This window comes from Streptomyces sp. NPDC043896, from assembly GCF_056435605.1.
This window is the reverse complement of the sequence record NZ_JBWKEE010000022.1, coordinates 62,309-79,388: the sequence shown is the minus strand read 5'-3', so window position 1 is coordinate 79,388 and position 17,080 is coordinate 62,309. Positions and strand designations below refer to the sequence as shown.

At 75.5% G+C, this 17,080-nt stretch carries 14 protein-coding genes; 6 read left to right on the top strand and 8 right to left on the bottom strand.

Features of this window, described 5'->3' with window-relative positions:
• Window positions 1-41 precede the first annotated feature (41 nt).
• The 3 genes from AC069X_RS28160 (at window position 42) to AC069X_RS28150 (ending at window position 2,880) form a co-directional block, all read left to right on the top strand.
• Window positions 42-848, top strand: a complete 807-nt coding sequence (locus AC069X_RS28160) for an SDR family NAD(P)-dependent oxidoreductase (RefSeq protein ID WP_478732719.1) — start codon at window positions 42-44, stop codon at window positions 846-848.
• A 92-nt stretch (window positions 849-940) separates the two neighbouring features.
• Window positions 941-1,753: a phytanoyl-CoA dioxygenase family protein gene (locus AC069X_RS28155; RefSeq protein WP_478732717.1), complete on the top strand. Its 813-nt coding sequence runs from the start codon at window positions 941-943 to the stop codon at window positions 1,751-1,753.
• Window positions 1,750-2,880: a zinc-binding dehydrogenase gene (locus AC069X_RS28150; protein WP_478732715.1), complete on the top strand. Its 1,131-nt coding sequence runs from the start codon at window positions 1,750-1,752 to the stop codon at window positions 2,878-2,880. The genes AC069X_RS28155 and AC069X_RS28150 overlap by 4 nt, the downstream gene beginning before the upstream one ends.
• Here AC069X_RS28150 and AC069X_RS28145 read toward each other — a convergent pair.
• From AC069X_RS28145 to AC069X_RS28110, 8 genes are all read right to left on the bottom strand, one after another.
• Complete coding sequence (locus tag AC069X_RS28145) at window positions 2,873-4,501, bottom strand: class I adenylate-forming enzyme family protein (protein WP_478732713.1); 1,629 nt, start codon at window positions 4,499-4,501, stop codon at window positions 2,873-2,875. The genes AC069X_RS28150 and AC069X_RS28145 overlap by 8 nt on opposite strands.
• 130 nt (window positions 4,502-4,631) lie before the next feature.
• Window positions 4,632-6,419 carry a condensation domain-containing protein gene (locus AC069X_RS28140; RefSeq protein WP_478732711.1) on the bottom strand — a complete coding sequence of 596 codons (1,788 nt, stop codon included), beginning with the start codon at window positions 6,417-6,419 and terminating at the stop codon, window positions 4,632-4,634.
• On the bottom strand, window positions 6,416-7,384 hold the full coding sequence (locus tag AC069X_RS28135) for an aromatase/cyclase (protein ID WP_478732709.1): 969 nt from the start codon (window positions 7,382-7,384) through the stop codon (window positions 6,416-6,418). Before AC069X_RS28135 ends, AC069X_RS28140 begins: the two co-directional genes overlap by 4 nt.
• Window positions 7,385-7,505: 121 nt before the next feature.
• Window positions 7,506-9,131: a class I adenylate-forming enzyme family protein gene (locus AC069X_RS28130; RefSeq protein WP_478732707.1), complete on the bottom strand. Its 1,626-nt coding sequence runs from the start codon at window positions 9,129-9,131 to the stop codon at window positions 7,506-7,508.
• A gap of 365 nt (window positions 9,132-9,496) precedes the next feature.
• The gene (locus AC069X_RS28125; protein ID WP_478732822.1) at window positions 9,497-10,399 is read right to left on the bottom strand and encodes an MBL fold metallo-hydrolase; all 903 of its coding nucleotides are present in this window, start codon (window positions 10,397-10,399) and stop codon (window positions 9,497-9,499) included.
• Window positions 10,400-10,430: 31 nt separating this feature from the next.
• Window positions 10,431-11,699 carry a ketosynthase chain-length factor gene (locus tag AC069X_RS28120; protein ID WP_478732705.1) on the bottom strand — a complete coding sequence of 423 codons (1,269 nt, stop codon included), beginning with the start codon at window positions 11,697-11,699 and terminating at the stop codon, window positions 10,431-10,433.
• A complete protein-coding gene (locus tag AC069X_RS28115) occupies window positions 11,696-12,967 on the bottom strand; it encodes a beta-ketoacyl-[acyl-carrier-protein] synthase family protein (protein ID WP_478732703.1) in 1,272 nt (423 codons plus the stop codon). The genes AC069X_RS28120 and AC069X_RS28115 overlap by 4 nt, the downstream gene beginning before the upstream one ends.
• The gene (locus AC069X_RS28110; protein WP_478732702.1) at window positions 12,964-14,157 is read right to left on the bottom strand and encodes a DegT/DnrJ/EryC1/StrS family aminotransferase; all 1,194 of its coding nucleotides are present in this window, start codon (window positions 14,155-14,157) and stop codon (window positions 12,964-12,966) included. The genes AC069X_RS28115 and AC069X_RS28110 overlap by 4 nt, the downstream gene beginning before the upstream one ends.
• A 212-nt stretch (window positions 14,158-14,369) precedes the next feature.
• On the opposite strand from AC069X_RS28110, the gene AC069X_RS28105 reads away from it, so the two are divergent.
• The 3 genes from AC069X_RS28105 to AC069X_RS28095 are packed head-to-tail and all read left to right on the top strand — an operon-like array spanning window position 14,370 to window position 17,032.
• Complete coding sequence (locus AC069X_RS28105; protein ID WP_478732700.1) at window positions 14,370-15,167, top strand: SDR family NAD(P)-dependent oxidoreductase; 798 nt, start codon at window positions 14,370-14,372, stop codon at window positions 15,165-15,167.
• A 45-nt stretch (window positions 15,168-15,212) separates the two neighbouring features.
• Entirely contained in the window at window positions 15,213-16,166 is a 954-nt protein-coding gene (locus AC069X_RS28100; RefSeq protein WP_478732698.1) for an aromatase/cyclase, read from the top strand.
• Entirely contained in the window at window positions 16,163-17,032 is an 870-nt protein-coding gene (locus AC069X_RS28095) for an oxidoreductase (RefSeq protein ID WP_478732696.1), read from the top strand. The genes AC069X_RS28100 and AC069X_RS28095 overlap by 4 nt, the downstream gene beginning before the upstream one ends.
• Window positions 17,033-17,080 lie beyond the last annotated feature (48 nt).

Below are 17,080 nucleotides of genomic sequence, written 5' to 3'. Positions count from 1 at the left end.
CCCGGCGCGCCCGCGCCCCGAGGACCAGGAGGTCCACCCGCATGACCGTCACCCCGTCCGCTCCCGAGGCCGCGCTCCTCGGCCGCCCGGCGCAGGCCCCCGCCGGCCCGGCCGGGTCCCTCGCCGTGGTCAGCGGCGGCACCCGGGGCATCGGCCTCGCCCTCAGCCTGCGGCTGGCGCGGCTCGGCCACCGGGTGGTCGCCCTCTACCGCGACGACCGGCGGGCCGCGCACGAGGCGGCCGGGCTCGGCGCCGGCCGGATCGAGGTCCGGCGGGTCGACATGACCAGCGCGGACCAGGTGCGGGAGGCGTCCGAGCGGCTGCTCGCCGAGTACGGCGCACCCGAGGTGCTGGTGAACAACGCCGGGATCAACCGCGACCGGCCGTTCCTGGAACTCAGCGACGAGGACTGGGACCAGGTCCTCGCGACCAACCTGTCCGGGCCGTTCCGCCTGACCCGGGCCCTCGCCCCGGCCATGCTGGCCGCGGGCCGCGGCTCGATCGTCAACATCGGCGCGACCACCGGCATCCGGCCCCGGGCCAACGGGGTCAACTACTGCGCCAGCAAGGCCGGTCTGCTGCACTTCACCCGGTGCCTCGCGCTGGAGCTCGCCCCGCACGTCCGGGTCAACTCGCTCGTGCCCGGGTTCACCGACACCCCGGAGGTGGTCGAACGGTACGGCCTGGAGGACCCGGAGCGGCGGGCCGAGGTCCTCGGGCGGATCCCGCTGGGCTCGCTCGGCACCGTCGAGGACATCGCGGACGCGCTGGAGTTCCTCGTCGGCCGGACGGGCCGCTACGTCACCGGGCAGCAACTGATCGTCGACGGCGGCAACTTCACCGGCTGAACCCCTGACCGGACCCGCCTCGTCCCCTCGCCTCCCCTTCCCCTCGCCTCCCCTCTCCTCCTCTCCACTCGACGCCACACGAAGGAACACCGATGCGCCTCACCGAAGAACAGATCGCCCGCTACCACGAGGACGGCTTCCTCCTCGTCGAGTCCGCGCTGGACGCCCACGAGGTCGAACGGCTGCGCGCCGCGTTCCTGCGCGACTGCGACGTCCCCGGCCCCCAGGTGATCAGGGAGGAGTCGCGCGACGAGGTCCGCGCGGTCTACGCCTCGCACCACCGGCAGCCCGAGTACGCCGGGCTGGTCCGGGACCCCCGGGTCCTCGGGCCGGTGCGGCAGCTGCTCACGGACGACGTGTACGTCTACCAGTTCAAGATCAACGCCAAGCCCGCCTTCGGCGGCGAGAAGTGGTCCTGGCACCAGGACTACACCGCCTGGCGCATCGCCGACCGGCTGCCCGCCCCGCTCCAGGTCAACGTCGGCGTCTTCCTCGACGCCGTCGACGAGTTCAACGGGCCCGTGATCTTCCTGCCGGGCTCGCACCGCTCCGGCCTGGTGCGCGACAGCCGCGCGGCCGAGGCCAGGTCCGCCCAGCACCTGGACCCGGACGACATCGCGCTGACCCCCGACCAGCTCTCCGCCCTGGTCGCCGAGCGCGGCATGGTCAGCCCCAAGGGACCGGCCGGCTCCCTCGTCTTCTTCTCGCCCGAGATCGTCCACGGCTCGGCGCCCAACATGTCGCCCTTCCCCCGCCGCCTGCTCATCACCACCTACAACGACGTCGCGAACCTGCCCGCGTGGCCCGGGGAACCGCGCCCCGACTACGTCGTGTGCCGGGACACCGAGCCCCTGCGGCCGCTCGACGCCCCCTTCCCCGGCGCCCTCGAAGGGGCCGCCGCGTGACCCGCGGGAAGGCCGTCGTCCTGGAGGAGTTCGGCCGGCCGCCCGTACTGCGGGAGTACGAGGTCCCGCCCGCCCCGGCCGGCGGCATGGTCGTCGCGCCCAGCCACGGCGGCATCTGCGGTACCGACCTGCACCTGTGCCAGGGCCACCTGCCGATCCCCGTCCCGCTCGTCCTCGGCCACGAAGGCCTCGGCACCGTCCACGAACTCGGTCCCGGCGCCCCGGCGCACGACGCCACCGGCGCCCCGCTGAAGGCGGGCGACACCGTGATGTGGGCCTCCTCGATCGCCTGCGGCTCCTGCGTGCCGTGCCGGCTGCACCGCGAGCCGACCCTGTGCGAGAACCGCCGGACGTACGGGGTGAACCGCTCCACCACCGACGGCCCCGAACTCTCGGGCGCCTGGGCCGAGTACATCGTGCTCCAGCCCGGCACCACCGTCGTGAAGACCGACGAGGGCGTGGACCCGCTCGCCGCCATGGCCCTGGCCTGCGCGGGGCCCACCGTCGTGCACGCCCTCCACGAGCGGCGGCCGGTGCGCCTCGGCGAGACGGTCGTGGTCCAGGGCAGCGGCCCGGTCGGCCTCGCGGCGGCGGCGTTCGCCCGGCTCTCCGGGGCCGCCAAGGTGATCCTCGTGGGCGGTCCCGGGAGCCGCCTGGCCCTCGCGGCCACCGCCAGCATCGGCGACGTCCACCTCGACGTCACCGGGCCCGGCGGCCCCGCCGCCGTCCAGGAGCGGGTCCTCGCGGAGACCGGGGGCCTCGGCGCCGATCTCGTCATCGAGTGCGCGGGCGTGCCCGCGGCCGTCGCCCAGGGCCTCACCCTCGCCCGCCGCGGCGGCTCGTACCTGGTCATCGGCCAGTACACCGACGCCGGCGACACCCTGCTCAACCCGCACCAGATCGTGTACCGGCAGCTCGACGTGGTCGGCTCCTGGGCGTTCACGGGCGCGCACCTCGTCGAGTACGTGCGCCTGCTGCCCGCCCTCACGGCCCGCTTCGGCCTGGCCGGCCTCGTGTCCCGCTACCCGCTGCACGAGCACGCGGCCGCGCTCGCGGCGGTGGCGGACGGCTCGGTGATGAAGGCCGTCCTCGTGAACCGCCGGACCCCGTGCGGGTCCGCTAGCTGAGGGCCGGGGCCGCTTCGGCGGCCGCCCGGGTGCGGACGGTGCGGCGCAGCTCGCCCCGGACCGGCTTGCCGACGGGGGTGCGCGGTACGGCGTCGATGGCCTCGACGCGGCGGATGTGCTCGAAGGGCGCCAGACGGGTGTTGGCACGGGCGGCGATCTCCTCCAGCACGGCGGGCGCGTCGGCGCCGCGGTCGCGGAGCACGATGCCCGCCCAGGTGACCGATCCGTGCACGGCGTCGGGCCAGCCGACGACCGCGCACTCGGCGACCCGGGGGTCGGAGCCGAGGACCCGCTCGACCGCGCTGGGCGAGACGAGTTCGCCGTCGTGGAGGAACACGTCACCGAGCCGGTCGACGAGGAACAGCTCCCCGTCCGGGCCGATCCGGCCGACGTCCCCGGTGGCGAACCAGCCGTCCTCCCCGGTGGGCGGCCCGCTCTCGTCGAGGTAGCCGGCCATCAGCTGGGGGCCGCGCACCTGCACCTCACCGGTCTCTCCGGGGCCCAGCGGCACCCCGGTCTCCGGGTGCACGAGGCGGCACTCGGTGCCGGCCACGGGCGTCCCCACCGAGCCGGGCACCGGCCGGTCCGGGCTCTGCGCGTGGGTGAGCGGGGACAGTTCGGCCAGCCCGTACCCCTGGAGGACGGGTACGCCGAGCCGCTCGCTCAGGATCCGGGCGGCGTCAGGGGACAGGGCGCTGCCGCCGGACAGCACGGCGGTCAGCCGCGGGCCCGCCGGGACGCCGGGGAGGGCGGCCGGACCGAGGAGCCGCTCGTCGGCGGCGAGCCGGTGCAGCCGGGCGGGCAGCCCGTAGTAGTGGGTGGCTCCGGCGGCCTCGGCGAGCGCGAGCGAGGCCGCCGGCTCCGGGTCGGGGCACAGCACCTGGCAGGCGCCCGCGTACACCGCCGAGTTGAGGTGCATCGGCAGGTACAGCGGCAGGTGGTTGAGGGTCACCGAGTCCGCGCCGAGCCGGTGGGCGGCCGCGGTCTGTGCCGCGTTCGCGACGAGGTTGCGGTGCGTGAGCCGGACGCCCTTGGGGCGGCCCGTGGTGCCCGTCGTGAACTGGACGCAGACCTCCGCGTCCGGGTCGAAGGCGGCGGGCTCGCCGGGCGTGGCGCAGCGGGCGGCCGCGGCGACGGCGTCCAGGACGAGGTCGACCGGGACGGTGTCCCCGGGGACCGGTTCGTCCCCGGCGCCGGTGACCAGGACGAGCGACATGCGCGGCGGCCGTCCGTCGGCGTCGGCGAGCAGTTCGGCGATGGCCCGGGGGACGATGGCCAGCTCCGCCCCCGCCGAGCCCAGCACCTTCACCAGCCGGGTCGGCGAGACCAGCGGGTTCAGCAGGACGACGGTGTTGCCGCTGCGGACGGTGCCGTAGTAGGCGGCGGCGAAGTCCGCGTCGAGGGTGTTCGCGACCCCGACGCGGGCCCCGCGCCGGCCGACGGAGCACTCCAGGAAGGAGGCGATCCGGTCGGCCCGGGCGTCGAGTTCGCCGAAGGTCAGCGTCCGCGCGCCCACCCGCAGCGCGGGGGCGTCGGGGGCGCGCTCGGCGGCCCGGCGGAGCAGCCCGTCGAGCGACAGGTGCGGGAAGTGCGGCGGTTCCGGATGGGCGAGGGCCGGCACGGCTCCGCTCCCCTCTGCGCTGGGCGCTCCCGGTGACAGGGCCCTCCCACGGTCCGCGCCCGGGCTTGAAAGACCTTCGAAGACCGCTCGAACCGCGCTGGAAGGTGTCCGGCGGGCCGGCGACCCTCTGCTACGGAAGCCCCGCCAGCGCCTTGGCGAGACCCCGGTCGGAGCCGGCCACCGCCACCGGCGGGCGGCCCCATCCGTACGCCTCGACCCGCTGCGCGGCATCGTGCGCGAGGGCCCGCGCGCCCGGGTACCCGCCGAGCGCGACGGGCTCCCCGGCGGCCAGGGCGGGTGCCAGCGCGGCCAGGGCGGCGGTGGCGTTCGGGGCGGTGGTCAGCAGGGCCCGCGCTCCCTGGTGGCGTGCCGCGAGACGGTCGTAGCAGTCCTCGGGGGCACCCGGCGGGGGGAGCAGGCACACCAGGCCGGCCCCGGGTGCGGCGGCCGGGCGCAGGGTCCTGGCCGCCGGGACGGGATCGGGCGCCACCCGGGGCAGCGGGGCCCCGTACAGCGGCACCAGCGCCTCGGCGACGGTCGTGGCGGGCCCGGCCTCCAGCGGCAGCCGGCGCAGCAGCAGGGCGGTCTGCCAGAGCAGCTCGGCGGCGTCCCCGTCGGCGAGCCGGGTCCGGTCGTGCACGGCGGTCAGCGTCAGCCCGCCGTCCCGGTCGTGCCGTGCGGTGACGGCGACGGGCGTCCCGGTGTAGGCGCTGTCCGGCCCCGGCGGTTCTGGCGGCGCGGCGGACGCGTCCGGCCGGCCGTCCCTCCCGCCGGTCTCCGGCGGGAGGAAGGCCAGCACCGATTCGGTGAGCGGCGCCCCGGGGGGCCGCCCGGCCCATGCGCCGATCCGGCCCGCCGAGACCCACTCGTACGCCGCGAGGTCGACCGCCCGGCCGGAGAGTCCGGCCAGCAGCTCCGACACCGTGGCCTCGGGGTGCACGTCCACGGCGACCGGCAGGGCGTTCCCGAGCGGCCCCGGCAGTTCCTCGACGCCCTCCAGCGGGATGCCCCGTCCGGAGACCGCCGCCGAGAAGGCCACCGGCACCGGCGCGTGCGCCGCCCCCGTCCCGTCGGCCCCGGCGCGGTACAGCAGCAGTGCCCAGGCGGCGTGGAGCGCGGTGCTCTCGGCCGCGCCCAGCAGCGCGGCCCACGCGCGCAGCCGGGCGGCCTCCGCCGGGCTGAGCCGCTGGCGGGTCCGGCCGTGCCCGCGCTGGTGGGTGGGCCCCCGGTCCAGGGCGGGCAGGGTCACGCTCCCGGCTGGCGGGGCGGCCCAGGACCAGAACGCGCGGGCCGGGTCCGGGTCGCGGGCGGCCACCCAGCGGAGGTGGTCGCGCAGGTCGGGCCGGCGTTCCCCGCCCCGGGGCCGGGCGTCGGCGGCGTGGGCCTCGTAGGCCCGGTGGAAGGAGCGCACCAGGTGGCGGACGCTCACCGGGTCCAGCAGTGCCCGGTGGTAGGTGAGCAGCACCCGGGTGCCGCCGTCCGGCTCGTCCAGCAGGGCGATCCGCAGCGGGCCGGGCCGGGTCAGGTCGAAGTCGCGCATCCGCTCGGCGGCGAGCAGGTCGTCCCGGGCCTCCGTGCCGGCCTGGTCGCCCTCGGCTCGGTGGCGGGTGATCCGCGGGGCGGCGTACGGGTGCACGGCGAGGCGCGGCGCGGCCCCGGGGAGGGGCTCGGCGAGCCCGGTCCGCAGGACGGCCTCCTGGTCGGTGACGGTCTGCCAGGCGCGGGCGAAGCGCTCGGTGTCGAGGGGGCCGTGCCAGCGCCAGTGCAGCTGTTCGGCGTGCAGGCCCCGGCCGGGGTGGGTGAGGCCGTCGAGCAGGACGTCGAGCTGGACGGGCGCGGCGGGGTGGGTCCACGGCCGGGGTGCGGCGGTGGCCCGTGCGCCGGAGCGCGGCGGGCGGTCGCCGGGGGCGGCGTTCATCGCTGCGGGATCAGGGTGCGGACGGCCGTTTCCGCGTGCCGCCGGGCCAGGTGCAGGACGCGGGTGCTCGCGCCGCCCAGGGTGCGGCGTACGTGGTCGCGGGCCTGGGCGAGGTCGGCGCCGGGGCCGAGGACGGCCTCGATCTCCTCCTCACGGAGCAGGACCTGGTGGGTGGCGACGGCGGTGACCCCGGTCTCGTCGGGGTCGACGGCCCACTCCCCGGTGTGTGCGGCCAGCAGCCGGGGGGTGCGGGTCTGCTTGAAGACGATCCGGCCGGCGTGCGGGAAGCAGACGCGGACCGCGTCGGCGGTCTCGGTGGTGCCGTCGGCGCCGCGTGTGTCCATGCTCAGCAGCTGGACGCCCTGCCGGTCCTCCACCACGTCGGCCCGGGTGATCTCGGGGAGGTGGACGGGCCAGTCCCCGGCGCGGTACAGGAAGTCGTAGACGAGCTCGGAGGGGCCGTGGACGCGTACCGAGTCCTCGAAGGTGAGCAGGAGGCCGTCGAGCTTCGCCCACAGTTCGGCGGTCTGCTTCAGCTGGTCCAGTTCGGCGTGGCTGTTGGAGTCGGTGGCCCGGGCGAGCCACTCCGCGCCGGCCGGGTCGTCGTCCCGGACCGCGAACCGGTGCAGCAGGTTCAGCCGGGAGCGGCCGGGGCCGAGCTCCTCGACGGTCCACCGGCCGCCCATGGAGGTGGCCGGGGGCGCCGGGACCTCCTGGTGGAAGTCGATGGTGCGCCGCCGGGGGTCCAGCGAGCGCTGGGAGACCCAGGAGTGGACCGTTCCGTTGGCGGTGGCCCACATGCCGAAGCGGTCCCGGGTCCCGTCGAAGTCCAGCCGCTCGACGTGGACGCTGGGCGGGACGAACAGCGGCCACTGGGTGGTGTCCGCGATCAGCGCGTAGACCACGCCCGCGGGGGCGGCCACGTCCACCGAGTACGACGTGTGCTGCACACGCTCACCTGACATCGGATCACACCTCTCTCAACCTCTGTCCCGACCATCGCGGGCGTCGGCGGAGGTGCGCTCGAAGGGTCCTGGACCCCGGGTGCACCGGTCGTCCACGCCCCCTCGTGAGGGGTGGCGCGGCTCAGACGGCGGCCTCGGCCGCCGCCCGGTGGCGCAGGCCGCGGCGCAGCGAGCGGCGCTCGGGCTTGCCCGCGGGGGTGCGCGGGACGGCCTCCAGGACCTCGACGCGGCGGATCCGCTCGTGCGGCGCGAGCCGGTCGTTGGCCGTCTCGACGATCGAGTCGAGCACGTCGAGCAGTCCGGGGGCGGTGGGGTCGGCGAGGACGATGCCCAGCCAGACGACGGCCCCGTGGACGGGATCGGGCCAGCCGACGACCACGCAGTCCTCGACCCGGGGGTCGTCGGCGAGGACGGCCTCGACGGCGGTGGGCGAGACGAGTTCGCTGTCGTACGAGAAGACGTCGTCGAGGCGGTCGGCGAGGAACAGCTCCCCGTCGGGGCCGATCCGGCCTGCGTCCCCGGTGGAGAACCAGCCGTCGGCGCCGGCCGGGGGCGCGTCCTCGCCGAGGTAGCCGGCCATCAGCTGGGGGCCGCGCACCTGCACCTCACCGGTCGCTCCGGGGGCCAGGGGCACCCCGGTCTCCGGGTGCGCGATGCGGCATTCGGTGCCGGGGACGGGCGCGCCGACGGTGCCGGTGCCGGTGGCGCCGCCGGGCCGCTGGGAGTGGGTGAGGGGGGAGAGTTCGACCATCCCGTAGCCCTGGAGGACGGGTACGCCGAGCCGTTCGGCCAGCAGCCGGGCGTCGGCGGGGGCGAGGGCGCTGCCGCCGGAGAGGACGACGCCCAGCCGGCCGGGCCGGCCGGGAACGGGGTCCGGGAGGCCGGCGCCGCGCGGGCTCTCGGCGAAGCGGATGTCGGCGGCGAGCTGGTGCAGCCGGGCGGGCAGTGTGTAGAAGTGGGTGGCTCCGGTGCGGTCGGCCAGTTCGAGGGCGGCGGCCGGGCGGGGGCAGGGGCACAGCACCTGGCAGGCGCCCGCGTAGACGGCCGAGTTGAGGTGCATCGGCTGGTAGAGCGGCAGGTTGTTCAGGGTGACGGAGTCCGCGTCGAGGTGGTGGGCGGAGGCGGTCTGGACGGCGTTGGCGACGAGGTTGCGGTGGGTCAGGCGGACGCCCTTGGGCCGGCCGGTGGTGCCGGTGGTGAACTGCACGCACGCTTCCGCGTCCGGGTCGAAGGCGACGGGGCCGGCCGCGGAGGCGGCGGGTACGGGGGCGGGGGCGGAGTCCAGGGCGACGGACAGCGGCAGGGCGTCGGCGGGCACGATCCCGTCGGGCGCGTCGGTGACGACGACGGCGCGCAGCAGGGGCAGCCGGTCGGCCGTCTTGACGAGCCGCTCGGCGGTGACGGTGGGGACGAAGGCGATCTCGACGCGGGCGTCCTCGCAGATGTGGCGCAGCCCGGCCGACCGGACCTGGGGGCCGAGCAGGACGACGGTGTTCCCGGCGCGCAGGGTGCCGTAGTAGGCGGCGGCGAAGTGCTCGTCGAGGGTGTTGGCGACGCCGACGCGGGCCCCGCGGCGGCCGCCCAGGGCGTGTTCCAGGTAGGCGGCGAAGCGGTCGGCGCGGGCGTCGAGCTCGGCGAAGGTCCGCAGGCCGTGCGCGGTACGGACGGCGCAGGCGGCGGGGTCGCGCTGCGCGGCCCGGCGCAGCAGCCCGTCGAGCGGCAGTTCCGGGTATCTGAAGATCGGCACGGCGCTGTCCTCCTGATCGGGCTGATCCCGGCGTACCACGGTCCTCACTCCCGGTTGAGGCGGCTTCGAAGAGCGCTGGATCCGGCCACGGCGTGGCGCGTCGCGGCGGGTTCCGACCCGCCGCGCGGCGGCGCCGGGCCGGGCCGAGGAGGCGGGCCGGGCCGACGGCTCCGGTGCCGGGCGGCGTCAACGGCGTTAACGCCGTTAACGGTGTCGGCGGCTTACGGCGTCAACGCCCGGCCGCGGTCAACCCCGTTCCGCGTTAACGCCGTTAACGCCGTTAACGGCCGGCCGCGTCAGCGCCGCTCCGTGTTGACGGCGTCAACGCCGTTAACGGTGTCAACGCCGTTGCCGCTCCGCCGCGTTCAGGCCGCGCAGGCGGGCAGGCCGCCGTGGAAGGCGACCATCTCGCAGAACATCCCCTCGACGTCGAGCGGCTGCCCCGGCGGCGCTCCCGCCGCCTCCGCGTAGGCGCGGTGCAGGTTGGGGACGAGGCGCTCGCTGTCGAGGAGCTCCGCGTACGGGCCGAGGTCGGCCTCGCGCGCGGTCTCCAGCGGGGTCAGCCCGGCCGCGATCCCCTCGGCGGCCAGCCGCTGGACGTGGCGCAGGTATCCGGCGGTGGTGTCGAGGAGCTCGGGGCCGCCGACCGGGCCGTGTCCGGCGACGACCGTGCGCGGGCCGAGGGCGCGCAGCTCCTCGATGGCGGCGAGCGAGCCGGAGACGGAACCGGTCAGGCAGAACGGCGTGGCCCCGGACATCACGACGTCTCCGGTGAACAGGACCCGCTGCGCGGGCAGCCACACCACGGTGTCGTTGGTGGTGTGGGCGGTGCCCGGGTGCAGCAGTTCGACGCGGGTCTCCCCCACGCACAGGGTGAGGGAGTCGCGGTAGGTCAGCCCGGGCAGTTCCACGCGGACCTCGCCCCAGGGGACGTCCGGCCACAGGCCGGTCAGGTGCAGCCCGGCGTGGGCCATCTCCTCCCGGGTGCCCTCGTGCGCGACGACCAGCGCCCGGTCGGTGAAGAACCGGTTGCCGAAGGTGTGGTCGCCGTGCGCGTGGGTGTTGACCACGAAGCGCGGGGCCTGCGCGGAGACCTCGGCGACGGCCTCTTTCAGGGTCTTCGACCGGGCCTCGGTGGCGGCCGTGTCGATCAGCGCGGGCCCGCCGCCCGCGCCGTGGCCGCCGCCCGTGACCAGGCCCGCGTTGTTGAGGCACCAGCCGCCGTCCGGCTGGACGTACGCGTACACGTGCTCGGCGACCTCCCGCATCCGCGGGGCCGCTCCGGGGCCGGTCACCGGTTCACCGGCCCCGCACCACCATGGCCGCGTTGAAGCCGCCGCGGCCGCGGGCCAGGACCAGGGCCGTGCGCAGCCGCTCGGGCGTGCGGACCTCGGTCACCAGGTCGATGGGGCAGTCCGCGGCGGGCGGGCCGGTGTTGACGGTCGGCGGGATCACCCCGTCCCGCAGGGAGAGCAGGGCGGCGGCCAGGTCGAGGGAGGAGCCGCCCGCGGCGAGCCGGCCCGTCATGGTCTTCGGTGCGGTCACCGGGACGGCGTGCTCCCCGAAGAGGCCGGCGATGGCGCGGGCCTCGTCCCGGTCGGCGTCGCGGCGTCCCGCGGCGTCGGCGAAGACCACGTCGACGTCGGCGGGGGTGAGCCCGGCCTCGCGCAGGGCCAGCGCGGCGGCGTCGCGCAGGCGCGGGGCGCCGCCGGAGCCGGGCGGCGGGTCGAAGGTGGCGGCGTACCCGGCGACGGTGCCGTAGACCTCGGCACCCCGCTCCCGGGCGGCGTCCGCGTCCTCCAGGATGAGCAGCGCGCCGCCCTCGCCGACGACGTGCCCGCCGGCGTCGGCGGAGAACGGCCGGTAGGCCCGCTCGGGGTCCTCGGCGGTGCTGAGCTCCCCGGTGGCGAGGTGGGCGGCCCAGCCCCAGGGGCAGAGCGAGGAGTCCATGCCGCCGGTGACGACGAGCCGGATGCCCTTGCGGATCTGGCGGCGGGCCTGGGCGACCGCGTCGAGCCCGCCGGCCTGCTCGCTGACGAGCACGCTGTTGGGGCCGCGCATCCCGTTCCGGATGGAGATCTGGCCGCTGTTGACGGCGTAGAACCAGGCGAAGGACTGGTACGCGCTGACGTACTGGCCGCCCTTGCTCCACAGGGCCTCCAGCTCGCGCTGGCCGAACTCGTAGCCGCCGGCGGAGCTGGCGGTGATCACGCCGGCCGCGTAGTCCGGCAGCAGGGCCGGGTCCACGTCGGCGTCGGCGAGGGCCTCGTCGGCGGCGGTGAGGGCGAGCCGGGTGACCTGGTCGGTCTGCGGCAGCAGCCGGCTGGGCAGGTGGTCGGCGGCGTTGAAGCCCGGCACCTCGCCGGCGAGCTTCGCCGGGTACTGGGCCGCGTCGAAGCGGGTGAGGGGGCGGATGCCGTTCTCGCCGCGCAGGACGGCGGCCCACCAGGCCTCGGTGCCCAGGCCGTTCGGGGCGGCGACGCCGATCCCGGTGACGACCGGGCCGGTGGTGACGGCCGCCGGCGCGGTGTCCTGCGGGGCGGGCGCGGTGGCGGTGGCGGCGCTCATGCGGCATCTCCCAGGCGCGGGCGGGTCAGGATCATGGCGCTCTGGAAGCCGCCGAAGCCGCTGCCGACGCTGAGCACGGTGTCGGTGCGGTGCTCGCGGGCGGTGAGCGGGATGTAGTCGAGGTCGCAGCCCGGGTCGGGGTTGCGCAGGTTGGCGGTCGGCGGGACGGTGTTGTGCTCGATGGCCAGGGCGCTGGCGGCGACCTCCAGGGAACCGATGGCGCCCAGGGAGTGGCCGATCATCGACTTGATGGAGCTGACCGGGACCTCGTAGGCGCGCTGTCCGAGGCTGCGCTTGAAGGCGGCGGTCTCGTGCCGGTCGTTCTGCTTGGTGCCGGAGCCGTGGGCGTTGACGTAGTCGACGGCCGTGGCGTCGAGGCGGGCCTCGTCGAGGGCGACGGTGATGGCCTCGGCCATCTCGCGGCCCTCGGCCTTCAGGCCGGTCATGTGGTACGCGTTGCCGCGGCTGGCGAAGCCGGCGATCTCGGCGTAGACGTGGGCGCCGCGCCGGCGGGCGCTCTCCAGCTCCTCCAGGACGAGGACCGCCGAGCCCTCGCCGAGGACGAAGCCGTTGCGGGTGGCGTCGAAGGGCCGGGAGGCGGTCTCCGGGTCGTCGTTGCGCGGCGAGGTGGCCTTGATGGCGTCGAAGCAGGCGACGGTGATGGGCGAGATGGGGGCCTCGGTGGCCCCGGTGACCATCACGTCGGCGCTGCCCTCGCGGATCAGCTCCACGGCGTGGCCGATGGAGTCGAGCCCGGAGGTGCAGCCGGTGGAGACCATGGAGACGGGCCCCTGGGCGCCGACGCGCCAGGCGACCTCGGCCGCCATCGAGCTGGGCACGAAGTAGTCGAACAGGTGCGGCACCGCGAGGGTGTGGTCGACCTGCCAGGTCGCGCCGCCGCCGCTCACCGCGTTGTACTCGGTGTCCAGGCCGGTGGTGCAGCCGACCGCGCTGCCGAGGGTGACGCCCGTGCGCGCCGGGTCCAGGGCGGCGGTGTCGAGGCCGCTGTCGCGGACCGCCTCGTCGGCGCTGACCAGGGCGAACTGGGCGGCCCGGTCCAGGCGGGCCACGTCCTCGGGGGTGAAGCCGTGGGCGAGCGGGTCGAAGTCCACCTCGGCCGCGATCCGTGAGCGGAAGCCGGTGGCGTCGAAGAGGCTGATGGCACGGGTCGCGGTCCGGCCGGAGGTGAGCCGGGCCCAGTACTCCTTGGTGCCCACTCCCCCGGGTGCGACCACGCCGATCCCGGTGATGACGACGCGTCGGTTCATGGGGTGTCCTTCACGGTGAGTCCTTCTTCTGGGCTGGCTTCGGCGAGCCGCGTGCGCACGGCCTTGCGCAGGGAGCCGATGACGGCGGCCACGTCCTCGTCGGTGAGGCCGGGGTGCAGGGGCAGGCGCACGGTGCGGTCGACGGCCCAGTCGCAGGAGGGCAGCCGGGCCGCGGGGGGCTCCCCGGGTACGTCCTGGACCCGGAACCGGTGCAGGGGGGCGTAGTGGGAGGTGGTGTAGATCTCCTCGGCGAGCAGGTCCGCGACGACCTTGTCCTTGATGGCGGGGTCCAGCTGCACCCAGTACAGGCAGTGGGTGGTCTCCTCGCCGTCGGGGAGCGGCGGGGGCGTCAGCAGCCCCTCGGTGCCGGCCAGCTCCCGGTCGTAGCGTTCGGCGATCCGCGTGCGCCGCTCCACCATCTCGGGGAGGCGGCGCAGCTGTACGTTGCCGATGGCGGCGGTCAGGTCGTTGCCGACGATGCCGCGCCCGTATTCGGGGAGGTCGGGCTCGCCCGGGCCGGAGTCCGCGGTGCCGTGGCCGAAGCTGGTGGCCCGTACGAGGCCGCGGTGGGCGAGGAGCCGGGTGCGGGCGGCGCGTGCGGGGTCCTTGGCGTACACCATGCCGCCGTCGCCGGTGACGATGACCCGGCCCGGGTCGAAGCTCCAGACGGCGAGGTCGCCGAAGGTGCCGGCGGGCACGCCGCCGACGCTGGAGGCGACGGAGCAGGCCCCGTCCTCGATCAGTACGACGCCCAGCTCGCGGCAGCGGGCGGCGATGCGGACGACGTCGCCGGTGCGGCCGCCGTAGTGCAGCAGGAGGACCGCCCGGGTGCGGTCGGTGAGGACGGCCTCGATGTCCTCCAGCGACGGGTTGAGCGTACGTCGGTCGACGTCGCAGAAGACCGGGCGGCCGCCGCGTCCGGCGACGGCCTCGGCGGTGGCGGGCAGGCCGATGGAGGGCAGCACGACCTCGTCCCCGTCCCGGAGGTCGAGGGTCTCGACGGCCAGGTGCAGGGCGGAAGTGCCGGAGCTGGTGAACACGACGTGCTCGGCGGGGATACCCAGGTGTTCGGCGAAGGCGGCCTCGAAGGCCCTGGTGCGCCGCCCGCTGCCGAGCCGGCGGTCGTGGAACACCCCGGCGACCGCGTCGAGTTCCTCCGCCCCGACCTGGGGCTGAAACAGGTTGATCATGGTCGCCTCTCACGTACGGGTGTCCGTCCGAGCCTGCGAACACCCGCTCGACGCCCGATGGAGGCCCGGTGGTCCCCGCCGCTGCCGCGCCCGCCGGCACCCGGCCGGGGAGGGTGCGGTTCGGCGCGGTCCGAGAGCCCTTCGAGTACCCCTCCATCGCGGTGCCGGATTCTCCGCGTGCGCCACCATTCGCGATTCGCCGAGGAGTTCACATGCCGGACCAGGACCAGGACCAGACCAAGCGTGTCGCCGTCGTCACGGGCGCGACCAGCGGCATCGGCCTGGAAGCGGCCCGCACGCTGGCCGCCTCGGGCCACCGGGTGTTCATCGGCGCCCGGGACGCGGACAACGTCGCCCGGACGGTGAAGGAGCTGACCTCCGAGGGCCTGGAGGTCGACGGCGCGAGCGTCGACGTCCGCAGCGGCGAGGGCGTCCGGGCCTGGGTCGAGGCCGCCGTGGAGCGGTTCGGCACCATCGACGTGCTGGTCAACAACGCGGGCCGCTCGGGCGGCGGCGTGACCGCCGACATCTCCGACGAGCTCTGGTACGACGTCATCGAGACCAACCTCAACAGCGTCTTCCGGGTCACCCGCGAGGTCCTGAACACCGGCGGCATGCGCGCCAAGAACCGCGGCCGCGTCATCAACATCGCCTCGACCGCGGGCAAGCAGGGCGTGGTGCTCGGCGCCCCCTACTCGGCGTCCAAGCACGGCGTGGTGGGCTTCACCAAGGCGCTGGGCAACGAGCTGGCCCCGACCGGCATCACCGTGAACGCCGTCTGCCCCGGCTACGTCGAGACCCCGATGGCCGAGCGCGTGCGCCAGGGCTACGCCGCCGCGTACGACACCACCGAGGAGGCCGTCCTGGAGAAGTTCCAGGCGAAGATCCCCCTCGGCCGCTACTCCACGCCGCAGGAGGTCGCCGGGCTCGTGGGGTACCTGGCCTCCGACACGGCCGCCTCGATCACCTCGCAGGCCCTCAACGTCTGCGGCGGCCTCGGGAACTTCTGAGCCCCCGCGTCCGATCACGACCCCCTGAACCCGAGGAGCAAGACCATGCCGCAGCCCGGCCTGCGCGAAGTGGAGCACGAGATCACCGTCTCGGCCCCGGCCTCCGCCGTGTACCGGTTGATCGCCGAGGTCCGGAACTGGCCGCGGATCTTCCCCCCGACCATCTACGTGGACCACGTCCCGCAGGGCGGGAACGAGGAGCGCATCCGGATCTGGGCCACCGCCAACGGCGAGCCCAAGAACTGGACCTCCCGGCGCACCCTGGACCCGGAGCGGCTCACCATCACCTTCCGCCAGGAGGTCCCCGCGCCGCCCGTGGCCGCCATGGGCGGCACCTGGATCATCGAACCGCTGTCGGATTCCGAGTCCCGGGTGCGGCTGCTGCACGACTACCGGGCCGTGGACGACGACCCGGCGAGCCTGGAGTGGATCGACCGGGCCGTCGACCGCAACTCGCGCTCGGAGCTCGCCGCGCTGAAGACGAACGTGGAGCACGCGCACGCCACCGAGGACCTGACGTTCTCCTTCGAGGACACGGTGCGCGTGGCCGGCTCCGCCAAGGACGTCTACGACTTCGTCAACGAGGCGGAGCTGTGGCCCGAGCGGCTGCCGCACGTGGCGGTCGTACGCCTCGCCGAGGAGACCCCCGGCCTCCAGGAGCTGGAGATGGACACCCGGGCCAAGGACGGCTCCGTCCACACCACCAAGTCCTACCGGGTGACCTTCCCCCACGAGAAGATCGCGTACAAGCAGACGACCCTGCCGGCGCTGATGAGCCTGCACACGGGCTACTGGACCTTCGCCGAGGACGGGGAGGGCGGCCTGTTCGCCTCCTCCCAGCACACGGTCACCCTGAACACCGCCAACATCGCCCGGATCCTCGGCCCGCAGGCCACGGTCGAGGACGCCAGGGAGTACGTGCGGACCGCGCTCAGCACCAACAGCACCGCCACCCTCAACCACGCCAAGGCCTTCGCCGAGCAGCGGGCCCGCGGATGACCGAGGGGACGCCTCGGGTCTGGCTCGTCACGGGCGCCTCCCGGGGCCTGGGGCGGGCCGTCGCCGAGGTCGTCCTCGAGGCCGGAGACACGGTGGTCGCGACGGCCCGCCGGGTCGGGACGCTCGACGGGCTCGTCGAGCGCTTCGGCGACCGGGTCCTCCCGATGACCCTGGACGTCACCGACCGCTCGGCGGTGTTCGCGACCGTCGCCGAGGCCGCGGAGCGGGCCGGGCGGATCGACGTCCTGCTGAACAACGCGGGCTACGGGCTGGCCGGCGCCGTGGAGGAGGTCGGCGAGCACCAGGTCCGCGACCAGTTCGAGGTGAACTTCTTCGGCGCGCTGTGGATGTCGCAGGCCGTGCTGCCGCTGATGCGCCGCCAGGGCAGCGGCCACCTGCTCCAGATGTCCAGCATCGCGGGCGTGACCACCTACCCCAACCTGGGCATGTACTGCGCCAGCAAATGGGCCCTGGAGGCGGTCGGGGAGACCCTCGCCCAGGAGGTCGCGGGCTTCGGGATCAAGGTCACCCTCATCGAGGCGGGCGAGTTCCGCACGGACTGGAGCGCGAGCTCCATGGTGCGGGCCGCCCCCATGACCGAGTACGACTCCGTGCTCGCCCGGCGCCGGCACGGCCTGTCGGGGGCCTACGCGCACCTGCTGCCCGGGGACCCGCGCCGGGCCGGCGTGGCGCTGCTGCGCCTGCTGGAGGCCGAGGAGCCGCCGCTGCGGGTGCTGCTGGGCACCGGCGCGGCCGACCGGGCGCCGGGCGTCCTGCGCGAGCGGCTCGCCGTGTGGGAGGAGTGGGACCCCCTGGCCCGGACCACGGACTTCCCGCCGCCGCCCGGGCCCGGGGAGACCCCGTAGGGGTGTCCGCGAAGCGGCGCAGTCCCGCCCGCCGGGGCGGGCGGGACT